Consider the following 17,924-nt stretch of genomic DNA (forward strand, 5'->3'; position numbering starts at 1 on the left):
GCCCCTCACGACTTCTGGAACGCCGGGTGCCACGACAACGTCAGCCGTTCGAGCAGCCGGGACGCGCTGTCGGCGAGCTTGCCGAGCAGGGCGTAGATCAGAATGGAGAGCACGACGACATCGATCAGCATGAACTCGCGCGCCTGCATCGCCATGTAGCCGAGGCCCGATGAGGCCGCGATGGTCTCGGCCACGATCAGCGTCAACCACATGATGCCGAGTGCGAAGCGGACGCCGACGAACACCGAGGGCAGCGCTCCGGGGAAGATCACGCGGCGGAACAGCTCGAGGTTGCTCATCCCGTAGATCCGGCCCATTTCGATCAGCTGTGGATCGACGGTGCGGATGCCGTGCAGTGTATTGAGATAGATCGGGAAGAACACGCCGAGGGCGACCAGGAACAGCTTGGCCTGCTCGTCGATGCCGAACCACAGGATCACCAACGGGATCAGCGCCAGATGCGGTACGTTACGCACCATCTGCAGCGTGGTGTCGGAGAGTTTCGAGCTCAGGCTGGACAGGCCGTTGGCGAGCCCGAAGGCGAAGCCGATGGTGCCGCCGATCGCAAAGCCCACCGAAGCGCGCCAGAAGCTGACCCAGATGTTGCGCACAAGTTCGCCGGATTGCAGCAGCCTCCAGCCGGCGACGACGACGTCGCTCGGCGCCGGCAGCACGCGCGCCGACACCAGGCCGAAGCTGCAGGCCGCCTGCCAGACGACGATAATCAGCAGCGGCACGATCCATTGGATCAGACCGTCGGCGCGCGGCAAACGCCAGCTGTGCGGACGGGCGAGGGTCTCGACGAGGCTCATGGCTTGGCCACCTGCTTGGCATTGGGCAGATGTTCGTTGGCGATGGTTTCGCCGAATGGTCCAGAGTTGACGCGGAGCGGCGTGACGTTGCCGGCATGCTGCGGCTTGACCAGCGGGAAAACCAGTTCGGCGAACCGATAAGCCTCTTCGAGATGCGGGTAGCCGGACAGGATGAACGTGTCGATGCCGACGTCCTGATACTCCTTGATCCGCGCTGCGACGGTCTGCGGATCGCCAACCAGCGCCGTGCCGGCACCGCCGCGCACCAGGCCGACGCCGGCCCAGAGGTTTGGGCTGATTTCGAGCTTGTCGCGCCGGCCGCCGTGCAACTGCCCCATGCGCTGCTGGCCGACCGAATCCATCCGCGCGAACACCTTTTGCGCGGCGGCTATCGTGTCATCCGTGACGTAGCGGATCAGATCGTCGGCGGCGGCCCAGGCCGCTTCATTGGTTTCGCGCACGATGACGTGCAGCCGGATGCCGAACGACAGCTTGCGGCCCCGCGGTTCGGCGACGGCCCGGACCCGGCTGACCTTTTCGGCGACAGCTTCCGGCGGCTCGCCCCAGGTGAGATATTTGTCGACGGTGTCGGCGGCGACGTCGATGCCGGCGTCCGACGATCCGCCGAAATACAGCGGCGGACGCGGGCTCTGCAACGGCGGGAACAGCAGCCGGCCGTCCTCGATGGTGATGTGCTTGCCGCTGACGTTCACCGTCTTGCCGGCGAGCAGATCCGAATAGACGTTGAGGAATTCGCGGGTCACCTCGTAGCGCTCGTCGTGCGACAGGAAGATGCCGTCGCCTTTGTTTTCGACCGGATCGCCGCCGGTGACGACGTTGATCAGTAGCCGGCCGCCGGTGACGCGGTCGAGCGTCGCGGTCATCCGGGCGGCGACGCTCGGCGACTGCAGGCCGGGGCGAACGGCGACCAGATAGCGCAGCCGCTCGGTCCACGGCGCGACCGCCGAGGCGACGACCCAGGAATCCTCGCAGCTCCGCCCCGTCGGCAGCAGCACGCCGAAATAGCCGAGCTGGTCGGCCGCCTGGGCGATCTGGCGCAGATACGCGAAGTTGACGTCACGCCCTCCGGTCGACGTGCCGAGATAATGGCCGTCACCATGGGTGGGCAGGAACCAGAGGAAATTTGACGCGTGAGCTGAGCTCATCGGGGATTGCTCCGTGTTGTCGCTATTGATGCCGTCGTTGCGTTACGCCTGCGGCGGCTTCCACACCGCGTCGCGAACCACGATCGGCCGCGGGATCAGCCCCAACTGGTGGAACCGGTCGGCGACGCCCTGCTGGGTGGCGATGATGTCGTCGGTCACAGGTCCGACCGCGAAGGACGAGCGGTTGGCCGCAGCCGTCTGGATGTCGAGAGGGATGCCGGTGACGGCGGCGAGCGATTGCGCGACCTCATTGCGATGCGTTTCCGCCCATTGCGCCGTCGCGCTGGTGACGGTCACGATCTGCTTGAGGATCGCGCCGTTGCGCTGCGCGAAGTCACGATTGGCGATGTAGAACGAATTTGTGCGGCCGACGTCTGACGCGTTGACCAGGATGCGGCCGTTCTGTTTCAGCTCGCCGATCGCGAAGTACGGGTCCCAGATCGACCATGCATCGATGCTGCCTTGCGCGAACGCCGGGCCCGCGTCAGGCGGCGTCAAATACACCGGGACAATGTCGTCGTAGCTCAGTCCCGCCTTCTGCAGCACCAGCAGAACGACGTTGTGGGCGCTCGATCCCTTGGTGAAGCCGATGCGTTTTCCCCTGAGATCGGCGAGGCTGCGGATCGACGAATCCTTCGGGACCAGGATGCCCTGGCCGTTGGTGATGGGCTGGCCAGCTGCATAGACGACCGCCGCGCCGGCGGCTTGGGCGAAGATCGGCGGTGAGTCGCCGACGGCGCCGTAGTGGATGCTGCCGACGTTCATCGCTTCCAGCATCGGCGGGCCGGATGAGAATTCGAGCCATTTGATGCCGATGTTTTGCGATGCAAAATGATCTTCAAGGGTTCGGCGCTGGCGTGCGATCACCAGCACGCCGTTCTTCTGATAGCCGATGCGGATCTCTGTTAGCGGCTCGGCGGCTGCGCGCTCTGATAGCAGCGGAGCCAGCGACGCGGCCGCCGATAGCTTGAGAAAGTCGCGCCGCTGCATTCCGCTTCATCCTTCGGTCGATCATCGTTGCTGAGAATGATGGGCAGACGCCGCCGGGCTGTCGAGACGTCTGGGAAAATAGCAATGCTAGTGCTGCAGTCCGCATGAGGAGAGCGGTAAAATCCTTTACGGAGCACCAGTTTCGGGATGGATGTTCTCGCGGACGAGGAACTCGATGCCGGCGTGCGCGCCCGCGAACGTCGCGTGATGGTGCGACCCGCAGTTGTGGGGCGATGCCGCGCTTGCTCGGCTGAGGCCACCGCAGCGATGCTGCAGTCGATTACCAGAGCAGGCGGACTGTGCTGTCGGAGCAGTTATCAAGCTGCAAAACGATCTCTCAACACGGTGATCTTCAGAATTGTCGATGGGAAATCGCTCGGTGATGATGAGCCAAACACGCGTTTGGCGGCGTGACGGCGGTTTACGGACAGGCGGATCGGACACTCATGGCGACGGTGAGCGAATTGAAGGACGGGCTCTGGCGAGAGCTGGCGCTGAAGGCGGAACTCGGCATCAACGGGGTTGCGATCAGCGGCGAAGCGCTTGACGTCGTGCAGCCCGGGGTGCGGGCGCAGGAACAGGTCCACTGCTTGTTCGAGATGGATTTCGAGACTCACACGGTCGAGCTGCCGTCGCATTTCTATCTGCCTCTCGGGCTCAGCGTACCGTTCCGTTGGAATCCGAAATCGACCTATCGGGTCGATCTGATCGGCGATCGCACGGTGCTGATCGACGGTGCCGAGGTGATTGCAGAGGTCAAGTTCCGCGAGCGGCCTGCGTTCTACGGCGCCAAGACGTCCGACGGCATCGAGATGAGTCAGATCGGGGCGCATTACGCCGACCGGCATTTGTTCATCGTCTACAGCAACGAGTGTTCGTACAAGGAAAAGGGCGAAGACTGTCTGTTCTGCAATATCAACTACACCAAGGACGTGTATGGTGAGAAAGGCGGCGTGTTCTGGAAGAACGCACGGCAGATCGGCGAGACCGCGGCGCGCGCATACTCGGATGGCGCGATCGACCATCTCACCGTGAGCGGCGGCGTCATCCCGGAGCGGCGCGAACTCGAATACTATCTCGATGTCGCCGAGGCGATCCAACAGCATACCGGGCGCGAGGACTTCAACGGCACCGCCACGATTGCCGCGCCGCTCGACCTGCGCAATCTCGATCGCTTCAAGGAAGCCGGTTATCGGACCACGGCGATGAACATCGAGATCTGGGATAAAGGCATCTACGAGGCGATCTGTCCCGGCAAGGCGCGTGGCGGTGGCGGCTGGGAGCACTGGGTCAAGGCGCTCGAATACGCCGTGACGGTGTTCGGCCATGGCCGGGTGCGCTCCAATATCGTCGCGGGCATCGAGCCGAAACGCAGCACGCTGGCGGGGCTGGAATATCTCGCGTCGAAGGGCGTGGTCGGCACGTTCGCGGTGTGGTGCCCGAACCCTGGATCCGAGCTCGAAGGCCACCGCCCGCCGGTGCCAGGCTGGTATCTCGACCTCGCACACAGACTGGTGGCGATCTGGCGCAAGAACGGCATTACCTATCAGCACGTGTTCGACAGCAATGCATCGTCGGATACGCTGCAGCACGATATCTACCGGATCGAGGACGAAACGCTGCCGATCTTCGCAACGGCCAAGCAACTCGAGCCCGCCGAATAGTTCATCCGATCGCTCATCTTGATTCCACGGAGGCCGCGTGAGCAACGCAAAGCCCAGGCACATCGCCATCTACGGCAAGGGTGGCATCGGCAAGTCGACCACGACATCGAACATCTCGGCGGCGCTCGCCGAAGCGGGGCATCGCGTCGTCCAGATCGGCTGCGATCCGAAAAGCGACTCGACCACGATCCTGCGCGGCGGCGCGGATCTGCCGACCGTGCTCGACAGCCTGCGCGACAGTGGCCGGCCGACCATCGCTGACGTTTCGGCGACCGGCTTCGGCGGTGTGCTGTGCATCGAGGCCGGCGGTCCTGTACCGGGTGTCGGCTGCGCGGGACGCGGCATCAACGCGGCGGTCGATCTGCTGCACGAACTCCGGCTGTTCGAGGAGTTCAAGCCGGACTACGTCCTCTACGATGTGCTCGGCGACGTGGTGTGCGGCGGCTTCGCGGTGCCGATCCGCAACGGCATCGCCGAGTCGGCCTTCGTGGTGACCTCGTCGGACTTCATGGCGATCTTTGCGGCCAACAATCTGTTCAAGGCGATCGGCAAATACGCGCCGTCCGGCGGGGCCCGGCTGGGCGGCGTGATCGCCAACAGCATCCAGACGCCTTATGCGACGGCGTTGATCGACGATTTCGCCGCACGCACTGGGACGGGCGTGGTCGGCTATGTGCCGCGGTCGCACGGTCGCGCAGAGTGAACTCTACGGTCAGACGGTGATCGAGGCTGCGCCGGCGTCGGAGCAGGCCGAGATCTATCGCAAGCTGGCGCGGCACATCGCCGGCGAGCATCCGGCGTCGATTCCCAGGCCGCTGAACGGACCGGCCCTGAAGGACTGGGCGAGACAATGGGGCGACAGGGTGTTCGGCACAGCCGAGCGGTCGCTCGCCGAGGTGGTGTGAGATGAACAAGCCGCTGCAACCGCCGACTCGCGAGCGGCGGCTGAATGGTATCAGCGCCTATCTCGGCGACATTGCCGCGCTGATCGCCGAACTCGAATCCGGTCCGTCGGTCCAACGCATCCGCACGTTCTCCCAGGTGGCTGCCGACGACGTCTCCGCGGCGCTCGGCGTACTCGCCGAGATCGATGGCCTCGGGGTGGTGGTGCATGGCGCGCGCGGTTGCGCCGGTGCGCTTGCGCATGGCGGGGCCGGGCGGCCGTGGGCGGTCACCAATCTCGACCAGCGCGACACCATTCTGGGCGCCGACGGCGTGCTGGCGCGCACGCTTCGCCGGCTATACGAGCAGCACCGGCCTTGGGCGATCGTCGTGGTGGCCACCCCCGTGGTGGCGATCAACAACGACGATATCCAGGCGGTCGCCGCCGAGCTTGGCGACGAACTCGGCGTGCCGGTGATCGAGCTGCGTACCGATGGTTTCCGCTCGCGGATCGCGGCGACCGGCTACGATATCGCCGGTGCAGCGCTGGCCGCGCTGGTGCAACCGCAGCACGGCCGCCGCCACGATGTGATCAACCTGCTTGCCTTTGAGCAGGGACCGGGCTTGAGGGCGATCACGCAGCAACTCGCTGCGCTCGGGCTCGAGGTCAACGTGCTGCCGGCTGGCGCTGGTTCCGACGCATTTGCGAGAGCCGCGCAGGCCGTGCTCAGCGTCGCGGTGTTTCAGGACGAGGCCGACGTCTTGCGGCGCGAGCTCGACCGGCTGCAACGCGTGCCGTTCCTGCATCTGCCGCCACCGATCGGAGTCGCTGGCGCCCGCCAATTCGTCGAAGCCGTCGCCGAAGCCACCGAGCGGCCTCCGCCGGCGAAGGATGAGAGGGCGTGCGGCAGCGAATTGCTCGGCGATCGACGCGTCGTTGTCGCGCTGCCGCCCTCCCAGGCATTCGCGGTCGCGGGCCTGATCGAGCAGTTCGGCGGTCGTCTCGCCGGTCTCAGCGTCGATTGGATCGACAGCCTCCACCTCGATGGACTCAAGGCGCTGAGCGCCACGGCGACACTGGCGTTGCGTATCGGCGCAGGGCAACCGTTCGAACTGATCAACTGGCTCGACAAGCTGAAGCCCGATCTGCTGATCGGTACACCGGCCGCAGCAGCGACCGCGACCCGTGCGGCAATCGCTGCGGTCGCAATCCAGGGTGACGAACTGCTGGGCGCCGCCGGCGAAGCGCGATTGGTGGCACGCATTGCTCGGGCACTCGACGCGCAACGGCGTGGCTTCGGCGGCTTTGCCGCTGGGACCGACTACAATCCCGGTTGGATGAAGCGCAGCCCGGACTGGTACATCAAGCGCGAGGTGAGATGATGGCGGCGCATCTGACGCGTCCCCGTGTGGGCTGTGCGCTGCATGGAGCGCTATACGCGGCGTCGGCGATCGACGGCGTGACGCCGCTGGTGCATGCGACGCCGGGCTGCGGCGTTCAGGCCGCGTTGTGGCGCGGCGTCGGCTGCGGGCTCGGCAGCGGGTGGCCGACCTCGAACCTGTCCGAGAAGCACGTCGTGTTCGGCGGCGCCTCTCGGCTGCGCGAGCAGATCAAGAACACCCGCAGCGTGGTCGCCGGCGAACTGACGGTGGTGCTCACCGGCTGTCCGGCCGAGATGATCGGGGACGATGTCGACGCGATGGCTCAGGAAGCGCGCGACGCCGGGGGCGACGTTGTTGATCTCGCGACCGCGGGGTTTCGCGGCTCCGCCTATCGCGGCTTCGCGGCCTTCCTCCAAGCCGTGCTGGAGAAATCGGTCCCCGCCGCGCCGCGACGTGCTGGACTGGTGAACATTTTCGGGCCGTTGCCGCATCAGGATGGGTCGTGGCTCGCCGAGATCGAGGAACTGTCCCGCCTGATCGCTGGCATCGGCCTGACTCCCAATCCGATCTTTGGCCCGTTCGGCGGCCTCGGCAGTCTGCGGGCAGCGGCGCAGGCCGAACTGAGCGTGACGGTCTCGCCGTGGACCGCCGCCGCGGTTCGCACGCTCGACGATCGCTTTGGCATCCCGTGGATCGAAAGTGCAGGGTTGCCGGTCGGTGCCGCGGCGACGGCCGCCTGGCTGGAGACGATCGTCGCGGCCGCAGTCGATATCGACGAGCCGGTTGCCACCGCTTTCATTGATCACGAGCGGCGCCGCGAAGCCTATTATCTCGACCGCGTGCTCGAGCCTCTGTATCGGCAAGGCGGCCCGCGCGCCTTTGCGCTGGCGCTACCAAGTCTGCACGCGGCTGGCCTCGCGCGATTTCTGGTTCAGACGCTGGGCTGGTCACCGGCGGCGATCGTCATCACCGACAATCCCGACAACGACAGCCGGGTGGCGTTACAGAACGGCCTCACCGCCGTGCATTACACTGAGGACGACGACGAGATCGCCGGCCTGATCGGCGCCAGCGGCGCGGACATCGTGTTCGGCAGTGCACTTGAACAGATAGCCGCGAACCGGCTTGAAGCGCCGCTCATCGAATGCGCGGCTCCGACGAGCCGCCTCGGCCTGACAACCGGCTTCGGCGGCTTCCGTGGCGGCCTGGCAATGCTCGAGGCGATCCTCAGCGCGGCCGACACCAATGCTGCCTCCGTTGCCGATCTGGGCAAGCCTGCCGCGGGCACGTCTGTCCAGCCGCGGTGGCCGCAACGCATCAGATTGTCCGAAACCGCATCGTAAAGAGGGCGCCCGTACGCGGTGCATCGGTAATCTCGATGCTGCCGCCGTGCTCCTCCATCACCGTTTTAACGATCGATAATCCCAGGCCGGCACCGTCACTCCGGGTCCGGTCGCCGCGCCAGAAGCGCTGGAAGATTGCCGCCCGGTCGACCGGCGGAATGCCGGGACCATAGTCGCGCACGCTGACCGAGCCGTCGCGCCCGACGTCGATGATCACCGTGGAAGCTACGGCGGTGTGGCGGATCGCATTCTCCACCAAGTTTCGGAGTGCTCGCCGCACCATCTCCGCATGGCCTCGAATGTGCGCCGGCCGATCTCCGCCCCGTAGCTCGATATCCTTCCCGGCCGCGAGCGCCAGCGGCGCCATCTGCTCGATGATCTCGACGGCGATCTGCGATAGATCGACGGTCTCGGCAGGATCGATCCGCATCGCGTTGAGTTCGGCGACGTCGAGCAGCTGTGCCACGATGCGGCTCATGGTCTGGATATTGCGATGCAAATCCTGGTTGGCGCCGACCGGATCGAGTGTTTCGATCCGCGCGTTGAGTATCGCCAGCGGTGTTCTCAGCTCGTGCGCGGCATCCGCGGTGAAGCGGCGCTGCTCGCGAAAGCCCTGTTCGAGACGGTCGAACGCCAGGTTGACGGCCTGAACCAGCGGCCGCACTTCGCTCGGAATACCGGACGTCGGGAGGCGGATGTCTGTGCGCGCGGGGCCGATGGCGGCGGCGCGTTCGGATGCTTCGACCAGCGGCCGCATCGCGCGACGGAAGATCACGACATCGAACGCCAGCAGCAGCAACAGGATCGGCAGCGTAATCCAGCCGACCGTGTGGAAGAAATCGGCGACGATATCGTCGGTGATCACGTCACGATGCGACAGATCTTCCGCGACCTGAATTCGCAGCTCGTGGCCGCTGATGTTGCGCGTGATGCTGCCGCCCGCCATGACATCGCGACCGCCATGGATCCCGGGCGCCGGCTCCTCGTCGTTGAGCGGCAACAGCGGGGTGGTGGCGTCGCTCGAGCTGAACAGCACTCTGCCGGCCGCGTCCACCACCGCATAGGCGTAGCGTCCATAGGCTGCGGAATACAGATCGCGCAGGTCCTGCGGCAGGGTGAGGGTCAGGCGTCCGTCCGGATCGGTCGTAAGGTGCTGGGCGATGACATCGGCCTGGCGCCGCATCGTCTCCGCGTGCAGCCGGTCGATCTCGCGCCCAAGCATCCAGAACAGGATCAGCGGCAGTACCACTGCGGTGATCGTCAGCGCAGCGACGTGCAGCAGCAGGATGCGAACAGCAAGCGAATCCCGACGCAACACCTACCGGATCTCCGACAACAGATACCCGACGCCGCGAATGTTGCGAACTTCGACCGTCGCTGCAAATGTCTCGAGCTGCTTGCGTAGCCGGGACACATAGACCTCGACCGCGTTCGAGGCGATCTCGCCGGTGAGGCCGAACATATGATCCTCGATGGCCTTCTTCGACACCACGCGACCCTGCCGTCGCAGCAGGATTTCGAGCACGCTGAGTTCGCGCGCCGATAATAGCCGGGGCTGTCCGCCGACGAATACCTCACGGCTTTCGGTATCGTAAGTCAGGTTCGCCAAGCTCAGCGAACGACCGAGCAACTGCCCGGGGCGGCGCAGCAGCGCCTGAATCCGCGCGGCGAGTTCTTCCATCGCGAATGGCTTCACCAGATAGTCGTCCGCGCCGTTCTTCAATCCGGCGACCCGATCTTCGACGGCACTTCGTGCGGTCAGGATCAGAACGGGCAGCGGCGCGTGTTTCGCGCGCAACTCGCGCAGCAGTATCATGCCGTCACCATCGGGGAGGCCGAGGTCGAGGATCATCGCCGGATAGCCCGCGCCCGACAACGCGATCCGCGCGTCCTCGACGCCCTCGACGACGTCGAGCTGATAGCCTGATGCCGCGAGACCTCGCGCAATCAGGCCAGCCAGTTCGGTATTATCCTCGACGAGCAGAAGACGCATCGGATGTACGGGGCCCTGTGGCACTTGACGTCGTATCCTATCAGGCGCCCGTCCGTAAACTAACACAAGTCGCGCGATGTCGGAGAGGGGGCGCAGCTGTAAGGTCCATGTAAGGTCAGCTTGCTAGTGCAGCTCACGCCCTCCTCGCCGATTGTCGGCCCGGACCGGCTGGGGAGCGGAGCGGCAGATGGCGAGAAGCAGGACACGCCTGATCCTGGCCGCCTGCGGCGCGCTGGTGGCGGCTGCGGCGCTCTACGCGGTGATCGATCTACGCGGCAGTCCGATTGTTCGGGACTCAGCTGCGCAGCAGGCGGGTGACCCGGCGCCGGAGCAGCGCGGGGTCGATCTCGACCGTCAAACCGTGACCTTGTCCGGTACGCAAGTTGACGCGCTGACGATCGAGCCGATCGAGCAGCGCTCGTTTCGCGTGACGAAGGATGCGGTGGGAGCGATCGCCTACAACGAGAACTTGCTGGTGCAAGTGTTCACACCCTACGCAGGGCGCATCATCGAGACGTCGGTGAACATCGGAGACCAGGTCACGGCCGGGACGCCGCTGTTCACAATCGACAGCCCCGATCTGCTCCAGCAGGAATCCAACCTGCTCGCCACCGCCGGGGTGCTGGATCTGCAGAACCGTGCGCTCAGCCGGGTGCGTCAACTGCTGAAGGCTGGCGGGGGCCCGCAGCGTGACGTCGACCAAGCGACCTCCGACCAGCAGACCGCGGAAGGCAACTACAAGGCGGCGCGCGACGCCGTTCGGATCTTTGGCAAGACCGACGCCGAGATCGATCGGGTCATCGCCGAGCGAAGGGTGGACTCGACCCTGGTGATCAGGAGCCCTGTCGACGGCCAGGTCACGGCGCGCAACGCCGCTCCGGGCCTTTACGTTCAACCCGGCAATGCGCCGGCGCCGTTGACGCTCGCAAACCTGTCGCTGAAATGGATGGTCGCCAACGTGACCGAGATCGACGCACCGCTGTTTCAGCGCGGCCAGCCGGTCGAGGTACGGGTCGCCGCCTTTCCGGAGGAGACGTTCCGGGGACGGATCACGACGCTGGGCGCGAGCATCGATTCGAATTCACATCGTCGCATGGTGCGGAGCGAGATCGAGGATCCGGAACATCTGCTGTTGCCAGGGATGCTGGCGACGTTTTCGATCGACGTCCGTCCTCCGGTGACCTCCGCGGCGATGAAGCTGGATGGCGTGGTCCGTGAGGGCGACGGCACGATGTCGGTCTGGGTGACGCGGGATCGTCACGTCTTCGAGCGCCGCACCGTCAAAACCGGCCTTGTCGAGGCTGGCCGGCGGCAGATTCTCGAAGGTGTCGCGGCCGGTGAGCTCGCGGTCACGAGCGGCGCGATCTTCCTCAGCAACAAGCTCGCCAACGCGGCGAGCAGTTAGAGCGTCCTCGAACCCCTCACGGCGGTCCTTGTGCTCAAGAGTCTCCTCGAATTCTGCCTGACCCGGAAGGCGATCATCGTGCTGGCGCTGGTCGTGTTCACGGGCGCCGGCATCGCCGCCTTTCTGCGGCTCAACGTCGAGGCCTATCCCAATCCCGCGCCGGTGATCCTGGAGATCACCGCGCAGGCGGCAGGACTGTCGGCCGAAGAAATGGAGAAGTATTACACAATTCCGATGGAGGTCGGATTGTATCCAACGCCGGGCGTGGAGAACATCCGCTCCACCTCGTTCTACGGCCTGTCGTTTGTCCGCATCACCTTCCGCTACGGCATCGATTACTACTTCGCGTTGACCCAAACGGCCAACTCGATCACCCAGAACATCACGCTGCCGAACAATCTTGTGCCCACCATCCAACAGTCCAGTCTGGTCGGCGAGATCTATCGTTATCAGCTGGTCGGACCACCGAATTACGGCCTGACCAATCTGCGCACGGTGCAGGACTATGTGGTGGCGCGGCGGCTGATGACGGTGCCGGGCGTGGTCCAGATCAACGCGTGGGGCGGCACCACCAAACAGTTCAACGTCGATGCCGATCTGCAGAAGCTCGAATCCTATAACATCACCGTGCCGCAGCTGGTCTCCGCGCTCGGCAACGCCAACATCAATGTCGGCGCGCGCGAGATCGCCATCGGCCAGCAATCGGTCAACATCCGCGGCATTGGGCTGATCGACACCGGCGGGGACGAGACGATCGCCGGCGGCTACAAGGTTCGCGACATCGAGAACGTCGTGCTGACGCAAAGCAACGGGCTTCCGATCCAGGTCAAGGACGTGGCCAAGGTGTCGGTCGGCTTCGTACCACGCCTCGGAATCGCGGGCCGCGACAAGAGTGACGACGTCGCCGCCGCCATCGTGGTGATGGGGCGGACTCAGCACACCAACGACATCGTGCCGCGGGTCAAAGCCGAGGTAGAGAAGCTCAATAGCGACGGCAGCCTGCCGCCCGGCGTCAGGATCGTGCCGTACTACGATCGCAGCGCGCTGGTTGCGGTGACGACGCATACGGTGCTGCACAACCTGGTGTTCGGCTGCCTACTGGTGTTCTTCATCCAGTGGGTCTTTCTCGGCGATCTGCGCAGCGCGCTGATCGTCAGCGCGAATATTCCGTTCGCATTGTTTTTCTCGATCATCATCCTGGTGCTGCGGGGAGAGGACGCCAACCTGCTGTCACTCGGAGCCGTTGATTTCGGCATCATCGTCGACTCGGCGGTGATCATGATGGAGAACATCTTCCGCAATCTGCAATCGCCGCTGGTGCAGCAACAGCGCATGCTGGCGGCGCTGGGTGATCGCGGCAACAGGGCGGGCGGTGACGAGTCCGCCCCGGTGTGGACTGAACGGCCGCGGATGATCTTCGCCAGCGCCCTGCAGGTCGACAAGGCGGTGCTGTTCACGGCCGCGATCACCGTCACCGCCTTCGTGCCGCTGTTCACCATGCAGGGTGTCGAGGGGCAGATCTTCGGCCCGATGGCGCGGACGTATGGCTATGCGCTTGCCGGCGCGTTGATCGCGACATTCACGGTGACGCCGGTGCTGGCCTCGTTGCTGCTGCCGGCGAGAATCGAAGAGCACGAGACGATAATCGTCCGCAGTCTGCGCCGGCTTTATGAACCGGTGCTGCGCTGGTCGCTCGGTCGCGTGAAGCTCGCGGTGATCGCTGGCCTGGTGTTTCTCGCACTCGCCGGCCTGGCCGCGACGCGCCTCGGCAGCGAATTTCTGCCAGCGCTGGAGGAGGGCAATTTCTGGATTCGGGCCGCGATGCCGCCGACGATGTCGCTCGACGCGGGCACGATCTATGTCCGCAAGATGCGCGAGATCCTGCTGCGGCATCCGGAGGTGATAACCGTGGTGTCGCAGCACGGGCGACCGGACAACGGCAGCGACGCATCAGCGTTCTCGAATGTGGAGCTGTTCGCGCCGGTCAAGCCGTTCGCGGATTGGCCGCCGGGGCTGACCAAGGAGATGCTGGCTGATCAGTTGCAAAAGGAATTCGAGGCCGAACTGCCCGGCGTCACTTTCAATTTCTCCCAATACATCCAGGACAACATCGAGGAGGCGCTGTCCGGGGTGAAGGGCGCCAACTCGGTCAAGATCGTTGGTCCCAATCTGGACGTGCTGGAGCGGCTCGCCACCAAGGTGATGCAGGAGATGGCCAAGGTCCGCGGCGTCGCCGACCTCGGCGTGTTTCATCTGCTCGGCCAGCCCAATCTCAATATCAGGGTGGATCGCGAACGAGCGGCGCGCTATGGCCTCAACACCGGCGACGTCAATTCGGTGATCCAGGCGGCAGTCGGCGGCAGTACGGCCACGACCGTGCTGGAGGCCGATCGACAGTTCGGCGTAGTGGTCCGGCTGGATCCCAAGTTTCGGCAGAGCGTCGATGCCATCCGCGAGCTCAAGGTCGCCTATGCGACGCCGAGCGGCGTGAACGCCTACATCCCGCTCAGCGAATTGGCTGAGATCTCGCTCGATACCGGCGCGTCCTTCATCTATCGCGAGCGAAGCCAGCGCTACATTCCGATCAAGTTCAGCGTGCGCGACCGTGATCTCGGTAGCACGGTGGAGGAGGCCCAGCGTCGTGTCGCCGCGGCGGTTCAACTGCCGGAGGGCTATCGGCTGGTGTGGTCCGGCGAATTCGACAATCTGCAGGATGCCAAGGCGCGGTTGCTGATTGTAGTTCCGATCACGCTGCTGCTGGTGTTCGTGCTGCTTTACGCGCTGTTCAACACCATCCGCGAGAGCCTGCTGGCGCTGGTCGGCATCCCTTTCGCAGCCGGCGGCGGCCTCATCGCGCTGTATCTGACCGGATTGAATTTCAGCGTGTCGGCCGCGATCGGCTTTATCTCGCTTCTCGGCGTCGCAGTGATGGACGGCATTCTCAACATCACCTACGTGCGCGAACTGCGTGCGACGGGCGTCTCGACCGCCGATGCGGTGCTGCAGGCTTCCGAGCAGCGGATGCGTCCAATGCTGATGACGGCGCTGTCGGCCGGTGTCGGCTTGTTCCCGGCGGCGCTATCGCACGATATCGGCAGCCAGGTGCAACGCCCGCTGGCCACCGTCGTGGTCGGAGGCATGTTCATCGGTCCGCTGTTGCTGCTGGTGGTAGCGCCGGCGCTGCGCCAGTTGTTTCTTCGCGATGCGGTCGGCGCACCTCGGACCGATGTCGAGACGGCCCCGGAGCAACAGTCATGAGAATGGGCGGTCAGGGCTGCGTCGGCCTGGCGGTAATGGTGGTCTGCGTGTTGCTCGGCGGTTGCGCGGTTGGACCCGACTTTGTCCAGCCGGCGCCGCCAAAGGTGGATCGCTACACCGCGGCGGCCCTGCCGGCCGCGATTGGCGGTAAGGACGCAGGGACATCATTCGTAGTGGCCGAGGATATCCCGACGCGATGGTGGTCGGCCTTTCGGTCGGATCCGCTCGATCGTTTGATCCGGGCGGCCGTCACCAACAATCCGTCGCTGCAGGCCGCCGATGCCGCGTTGAAGCTCGCACAGTACAACGCTCTGGCGCAGCGGGGGCTGTACTTGCCGCAGCTGGCGGCGAGCTACGGCCCGTCGACGCAGCTCACGTCGAACTTCGAGACGTCCGACGTTCCGCAGCAGCGCTACTCGCTGCACACCGCCCAGCTGACGATTGCCTATACGCTGGACGTCTGGGGTGCCAATGCGCGCGCGGTGGAGAGTCTCGACGCCGTGACCGAACAGCAGCACTTCCAGCTGGAGGCGGCGCATCTGTCGCTCACCGCCAACATCGTCACCGCGGCGGTGGGCGAAGCGTCGCTGCGCGGCCAGATCGCGGCGACGCAGCGGATCGTCACCATCGAACGCGACATCCTGCGCATCCTGAAATCGCAGTTCGAAGCCGGGCAGGCCGCGCAGGTCGATGTGCTCAGCCAGCAGGCCGCGCTGGCCCAGGTCGAACAAACCCTGCCGCCGCTGGAGAAACAGCTCGCGATCCAGCGCGACCTGTTGACCGCGCTTGCCGGCGAGCCGTCGGCCGCAGGAATTCCGCAGCGCTTCGAGCTGGCGCAACTCGCTCTGCCGCGCGACATCCCCGTCCTGCTGCCGGCGACGCTGGTTCGCCATCGCCCGGATGTGCGAGCAGCCGAAGCCAATCTGCACGCGGTCAGCGCTCAGGTCGGCGTCGCCGTCGCGGCGCGGCTACCGAACATCGCGATCGGCGGCAGTACCGCCGGCGCCAGCGCTTACAAATTCGCGCAGCTGTTCGCGCCGGGGACCGGCTTCTATGTTCTCGCCGCCAACGCTACCCAGCCGATTTTCGACGGCATGACGCTGCTCAACAAGCAGCACGCCGCCGAGGCTGGGCTACGACAGGCCGATGCGCAGTATCGGCAGGCCGTGATCTCGGCGTTGCAAAACGTGGCGGATGCGTTGCAGAGCCTGGCCATCGACGCCCGGCTCGTACGCTCCGCGATCAAAGCCGAGACCGCGGCGCACGCCAGCCTCGACATCGTGAGGCAGCAGCTCACGCTGGGACAGGTCAATCAGGTCGCGGTCCTGAACGCGCAGCAGACCTATCTCAACGCTGCGATCACGCGAGTACAGGCCGAAGCAACGCGGCTCTCGGATGCCGTCGCGCTGTTCATGGCGATCGGTGGCGGTTGGCCGCGTGATTGCAAAGCGGCGGATTGGCGTAGTTGTGTGCTGGATGGCTGACGTCGTCGCGGCCAGCGGACCGCCGCTTCATGAGGGATAGACGCTTGCAGATGACATTTTAATGTAAAATGCCGTCGCTATGGTGATCGTTCTCGCGTGGAAAAGCATCGCTTCAGCAACGTCAGATTATCGCCGTGTCGCTTGTCCTGAGATTCCAGATCTTGATGGTTCTCTGGGGCGCCATCGCGTTTGCTGCCCCGAGTGTTCTGACCGAGGAAGAAAAGACGAACCTCGAGCGGCCATGATCTATACCGCGATCGAGCGATCGGGGGCGGCAGCATCGTCGTGCCTGATCCGTGCTCGCCCCGGTCGCACAATGGCGCTTGGCCGTCGCTGAACGAGGACGGCTAGTCGATCGAGGCGAAATCGCTGCCGCGGAGACGAAAGCGTTCCGTCAAGTGCTGAGCCTGTTCCCTTCGGCCCTGCGCCCGGAAGTCGCGCTCGCGGCGTTCGAACGTGTCCAATTCCTGCCGGATGGCCGACAGGTATGCCTCTTGCTTCGATGCTGGCTCGCGAAGTTCGTCCGCCATACAGGCCTCGTCAGAGTTATGATGATGTGTCCGTGAACATATTGCGACACGGGAGCGTCGACAAGTTTCCTGACGGAATTTGTCATGGGGCCAGTCCGACATCCGACGCTGATCCGGGCAAGTGACCCTTCGAGCACACGTCGGCTAAACCGCCGCTACTACGCGATCAGACGGGCCTTGCTGACGTTGACAGCCGCGAAGGCTATTGCCAGTAGCTTGCGGGAATGTCCGCCGGCCGCTGCAGGAAAGAATCCGCACCATGATGGGACGTCGTCTGTTTCTGATCATGGGTTTCTGCGCGGTTGCCTCGCTGCCTGCCGTTGGGCAATCGTCGTTTCCAAGCAACTTTGCAGAATGGGGCGTGGAGCGGCAGCAGCCGCAGCGGCTGACGCGAACGGCCGAGCCGAGCACCTTCCGCCGTGAGAAGACCGGCACGGCTTTTTTCGTCGATGGGGCGGGGCACATGCTGACCGCCCGCCATGCGGTCGAAGATTGCGCACGCGTCATCGTTGCCAAGGAAGGTCGGTCTGTCGCGGCACGTGTGGTGGCGTTGTCGCCGCGCGCGGATCTCGCGCTGATCAAGGTGCCGAAGACGCTCGGACTGGCTGCAGTGTTTCCACGGCAGTCGTCGGTTTCGGCCAGCGATCTGATGTTCGCGGCGTCCTACGACAATCTGCCATCCCTGATCGCGCGGGGCGGCACGCTCGCGAATGCGGCGGTGGCAAGCAGCGGAGGCGCGGGAGCAACGCTGGAATTGGAATCCAGCGCGAGTTTCGGGACCAGCGGAGCTCCGGTGCTGGATAGTCGTGGTCTGGTCGAAGGCGTGGTCAGCCGCCGAAGTTCGATGAATCGGGTGCAGGCGGTTGGAGTGGCCGAAGCCAAGACGTTCCTCGGCAGCCATGGCATGAGGCTGAACGAAGACGATCGGCCTCAGCTTGCCGGCGGAGGCTCGCGCGCGCACCGCGCGGCGTCGATTTCGGCGCGGGTCACATGCTTGCAAGATTGAACGTAGAT

14 protein-coding genes and 1 pseudogene are annotated in these 17,924 nt (G+C 64.9%); 9 read left to right on the plus strand and 6 right to left on the minus strand.

Annotation, left to right across the window (positions count from 1 at the left end; translation table 11 throughout):
* Positions 1–5 precede the first annotated feature (5 nt).
* Genes ssuC through IP86_RS23805 form a run of 3 tightly spaced genes read right to left on the minus strand, consistent with a single transcriptional unit; the run spans position 6 to position 2,968 of the window.
* Positions 6–812 carry an aliphatic sulfonate ABC transporter permease SsuC gene (ssuC, locus tag IP86_RS23795; protein WP_054164915.1) on the minus strand — a complete coding sequence of 269 codons (807 nt, stop codon included), beginning with the start codon at positions 810–812 and terminating at the stop codon, positions 6–8.
* Positions 809–1,978 (minus strand): FMNH2-dependent alkanesulfonate monooxygenase, encoded by a 1,170-nt coding sequence (ssuD, locus tag IP86_RS23800; RefSeq protein WP_054164916.1) that lies wholly within the window; start codon positions 1,976–1,978, stop codon positions 809–811. The genes ssuC and ssuD overlap by 4 nt, the downstream gene beginning before the upstream one ends.
* 42 nt (positions 1,979–2,020) lie before the next feature.
* Positions 2,021–2,968, minus strand: a complete 948-nt coding sequence (locus IP86_RS23805; RefSeq protein WP_054164917.1) for an aliphatic sulfonate ABC transporter substrate-binding protein — start codon at positions 2,966–2,968, stop codon at positions 2,021–2,023.
* Between the two features lie 147 nt (positions 2,969–3,115).
* On the opposite strand from IP86_RS23805, the gene IP86_RS28855 reads away from it, so the two are divergent.
* From IP86_RS28855 to IP86_RS23825, 5 genes and pseudogenes are all read left to right on the plus strand, one after another.
* The gene (locus IP86_RS28855) at positions 3,116–3,382 is read left to right on the plus strand and encodes a hypothetical protein (protein WP_156332607.1); all 267 of its coding nucleotides are present in this window, start codon (positions 3,116–3,118) and stop codon (positions 3,380–3,382) included.
* 32 nt (positions 3,383–3,414) lie between these two features.
* Positions 3,415–4,632, plus strand: a complete 1,218-nt coding sequence (locus IP86_RS23810) for a radical SAM protein (RefSeq protein WP_054164918.1) — start codon at positions 3,415–3,417, stop codon at positions 4,630–4,632.
* A 37-nt stretch (positions 4,633–4,669) separates the two neighbouring features.
* Positions 4,670–5,537 (plus strand): annotated as a pseudogene (locus IP86_RS23815) (nucleotide-binding protein).
* Between the two features lies 1 nt (position 5,538).
* A complete protein-coding gene (locus IP86_RS23820; RefSeq protein ID WP_054164919.1) occupies positions 5,539–6,897 on the plus strand; it encodes a nitrogenase component 1 in 1,359 nt (452 codons plus the stop codon).
* The gene (locus IP86_RS23825) at positions 6,897–8,240 is read left to right on the plus strand and encodes a nitrogenase component 1 (RefSeq protein WP_082364230.1); all 1,344 of its coding nucleotides are present in this window, start codon (positions 6,897–6,899) and stop codon (positions 8,238–8,240) included. Before IP86_RS23820 ends, IP86_RS23825 begins: the two co-directional genes overlap by 1 nt.
* Here IP86_RS23825 and IP86_RS23830 read toward each other — a convergent pair.
* Both IP86_RS23830 and IP86_RS23835 read right to left on the minus strand, forming a co-directional pair.
* Complete coding sequence (locus IP86_RS23830) at positions 8,215–9,558, minus strand: ATP-binding protein (protein ID WP_349509541.1); 1,344 nt, start codon at positions 9,556–9,558, stop codon at positions 8,215–8,217. The two genes, IP86_RS23825 and IP86_RS23830, sit on opposite strands and share 26 nt — an antisense overlap.
* Positions 9,559–10,233, minus strand: coding sequence for a response regulator transcription factor (locus tag IP86_RS23835; protein WP_054164920.1), 675 nt, complete (start codon positions 10,231–10,233; stop codon positions 9,559–9,561).
* Between the two features lie 187 nt (positions 10,234–10,420).
* On the opposite strand from IP86_RS23835, the gene IP86_RS23840 reads away from it, so the two are divergent.
* From IP86_RS23840 to IP86_RS23850, 3 genes are read left to right on the plus strand one after another with little or no spacing between them, the layout of a single operon-like run.
* Complete coding sequence (locus IP86_RS23840; protein WP_082364231.1) at positions 10,421–11,638, plus strand: efflux RND transporter periplasmic adaptor subunit; 1,218 nt, start codon at positions 10,421–10,423, stop codon at positions 11,636–11,638.
* A 30-nt stretch (positions 11,639–11,668) separates the two neighbouring features.
* Positions 11,669–14,896, plus strand: a complete 3,228-nt coding sequence (locus IP86_RS23845) for an efflux RND transporter permease subunit (RefSeq protein WP_054164921.1) — start codon at positions 11,669–11,671, stop codon at positions 14,894–14,896.
* A complete protein-coding gene (locus IP86_RS23850; RefSeq protein WP_054164922.1) occupies positions 14,893–16,380 on the plus strand; it encodes an efflux transporter outer membrane subunit in 1,488 nt (495 codons plus the stop codon). The genes IP86_RS23845 and IP86_RS23850 overlap by 4 nt, the downstream gene beginning before the upstream one ends.
* Before the next feature lie 347 nt (positions 16,381–16,727).
* Here the strand turns inward: IP86_RS23850 and IP86_RS23855 are convergent, their stop codons facing one another.
* On the minus strand, positions 16,728–16,910 hold the full coding sequence (locus IP86_RS23855; protein ID WP_054164923.1) for a hypothetical protein: 183 nt from the start codon (positions 16,908–16,910) through the stop codon (positions 16,728–16,730).
* 259 nt (positions 16,911–17,169) lie between these two features.
* On the opposite strand from IP86_RS23855, the gene IP86_RS23860 reads away from it, so the two are divergent.
* A complete protein-coding gene (locus tag IP86_RS23860) occupies positions 17,170–17,916 on the plus strand; it encodes a S1 family peptidase (RefSeq protein ID WP_054164924.1) in 747 nt (248 codons plus the stop codon).
* Positions 17,917–17,924: the final 8 nt, after the last annotated feature.

It is taken from the genome of Rhodopseudomonas sp. AAP120, assembly GCF_001295845.1.
In the GTDB taxonomy this organism is placed as follows: Bacteria; Pseudomonadota; Alphaproteobacteria; order Rhizobiales; family Xanthobacteraceae; genus Rhodopseudomonas.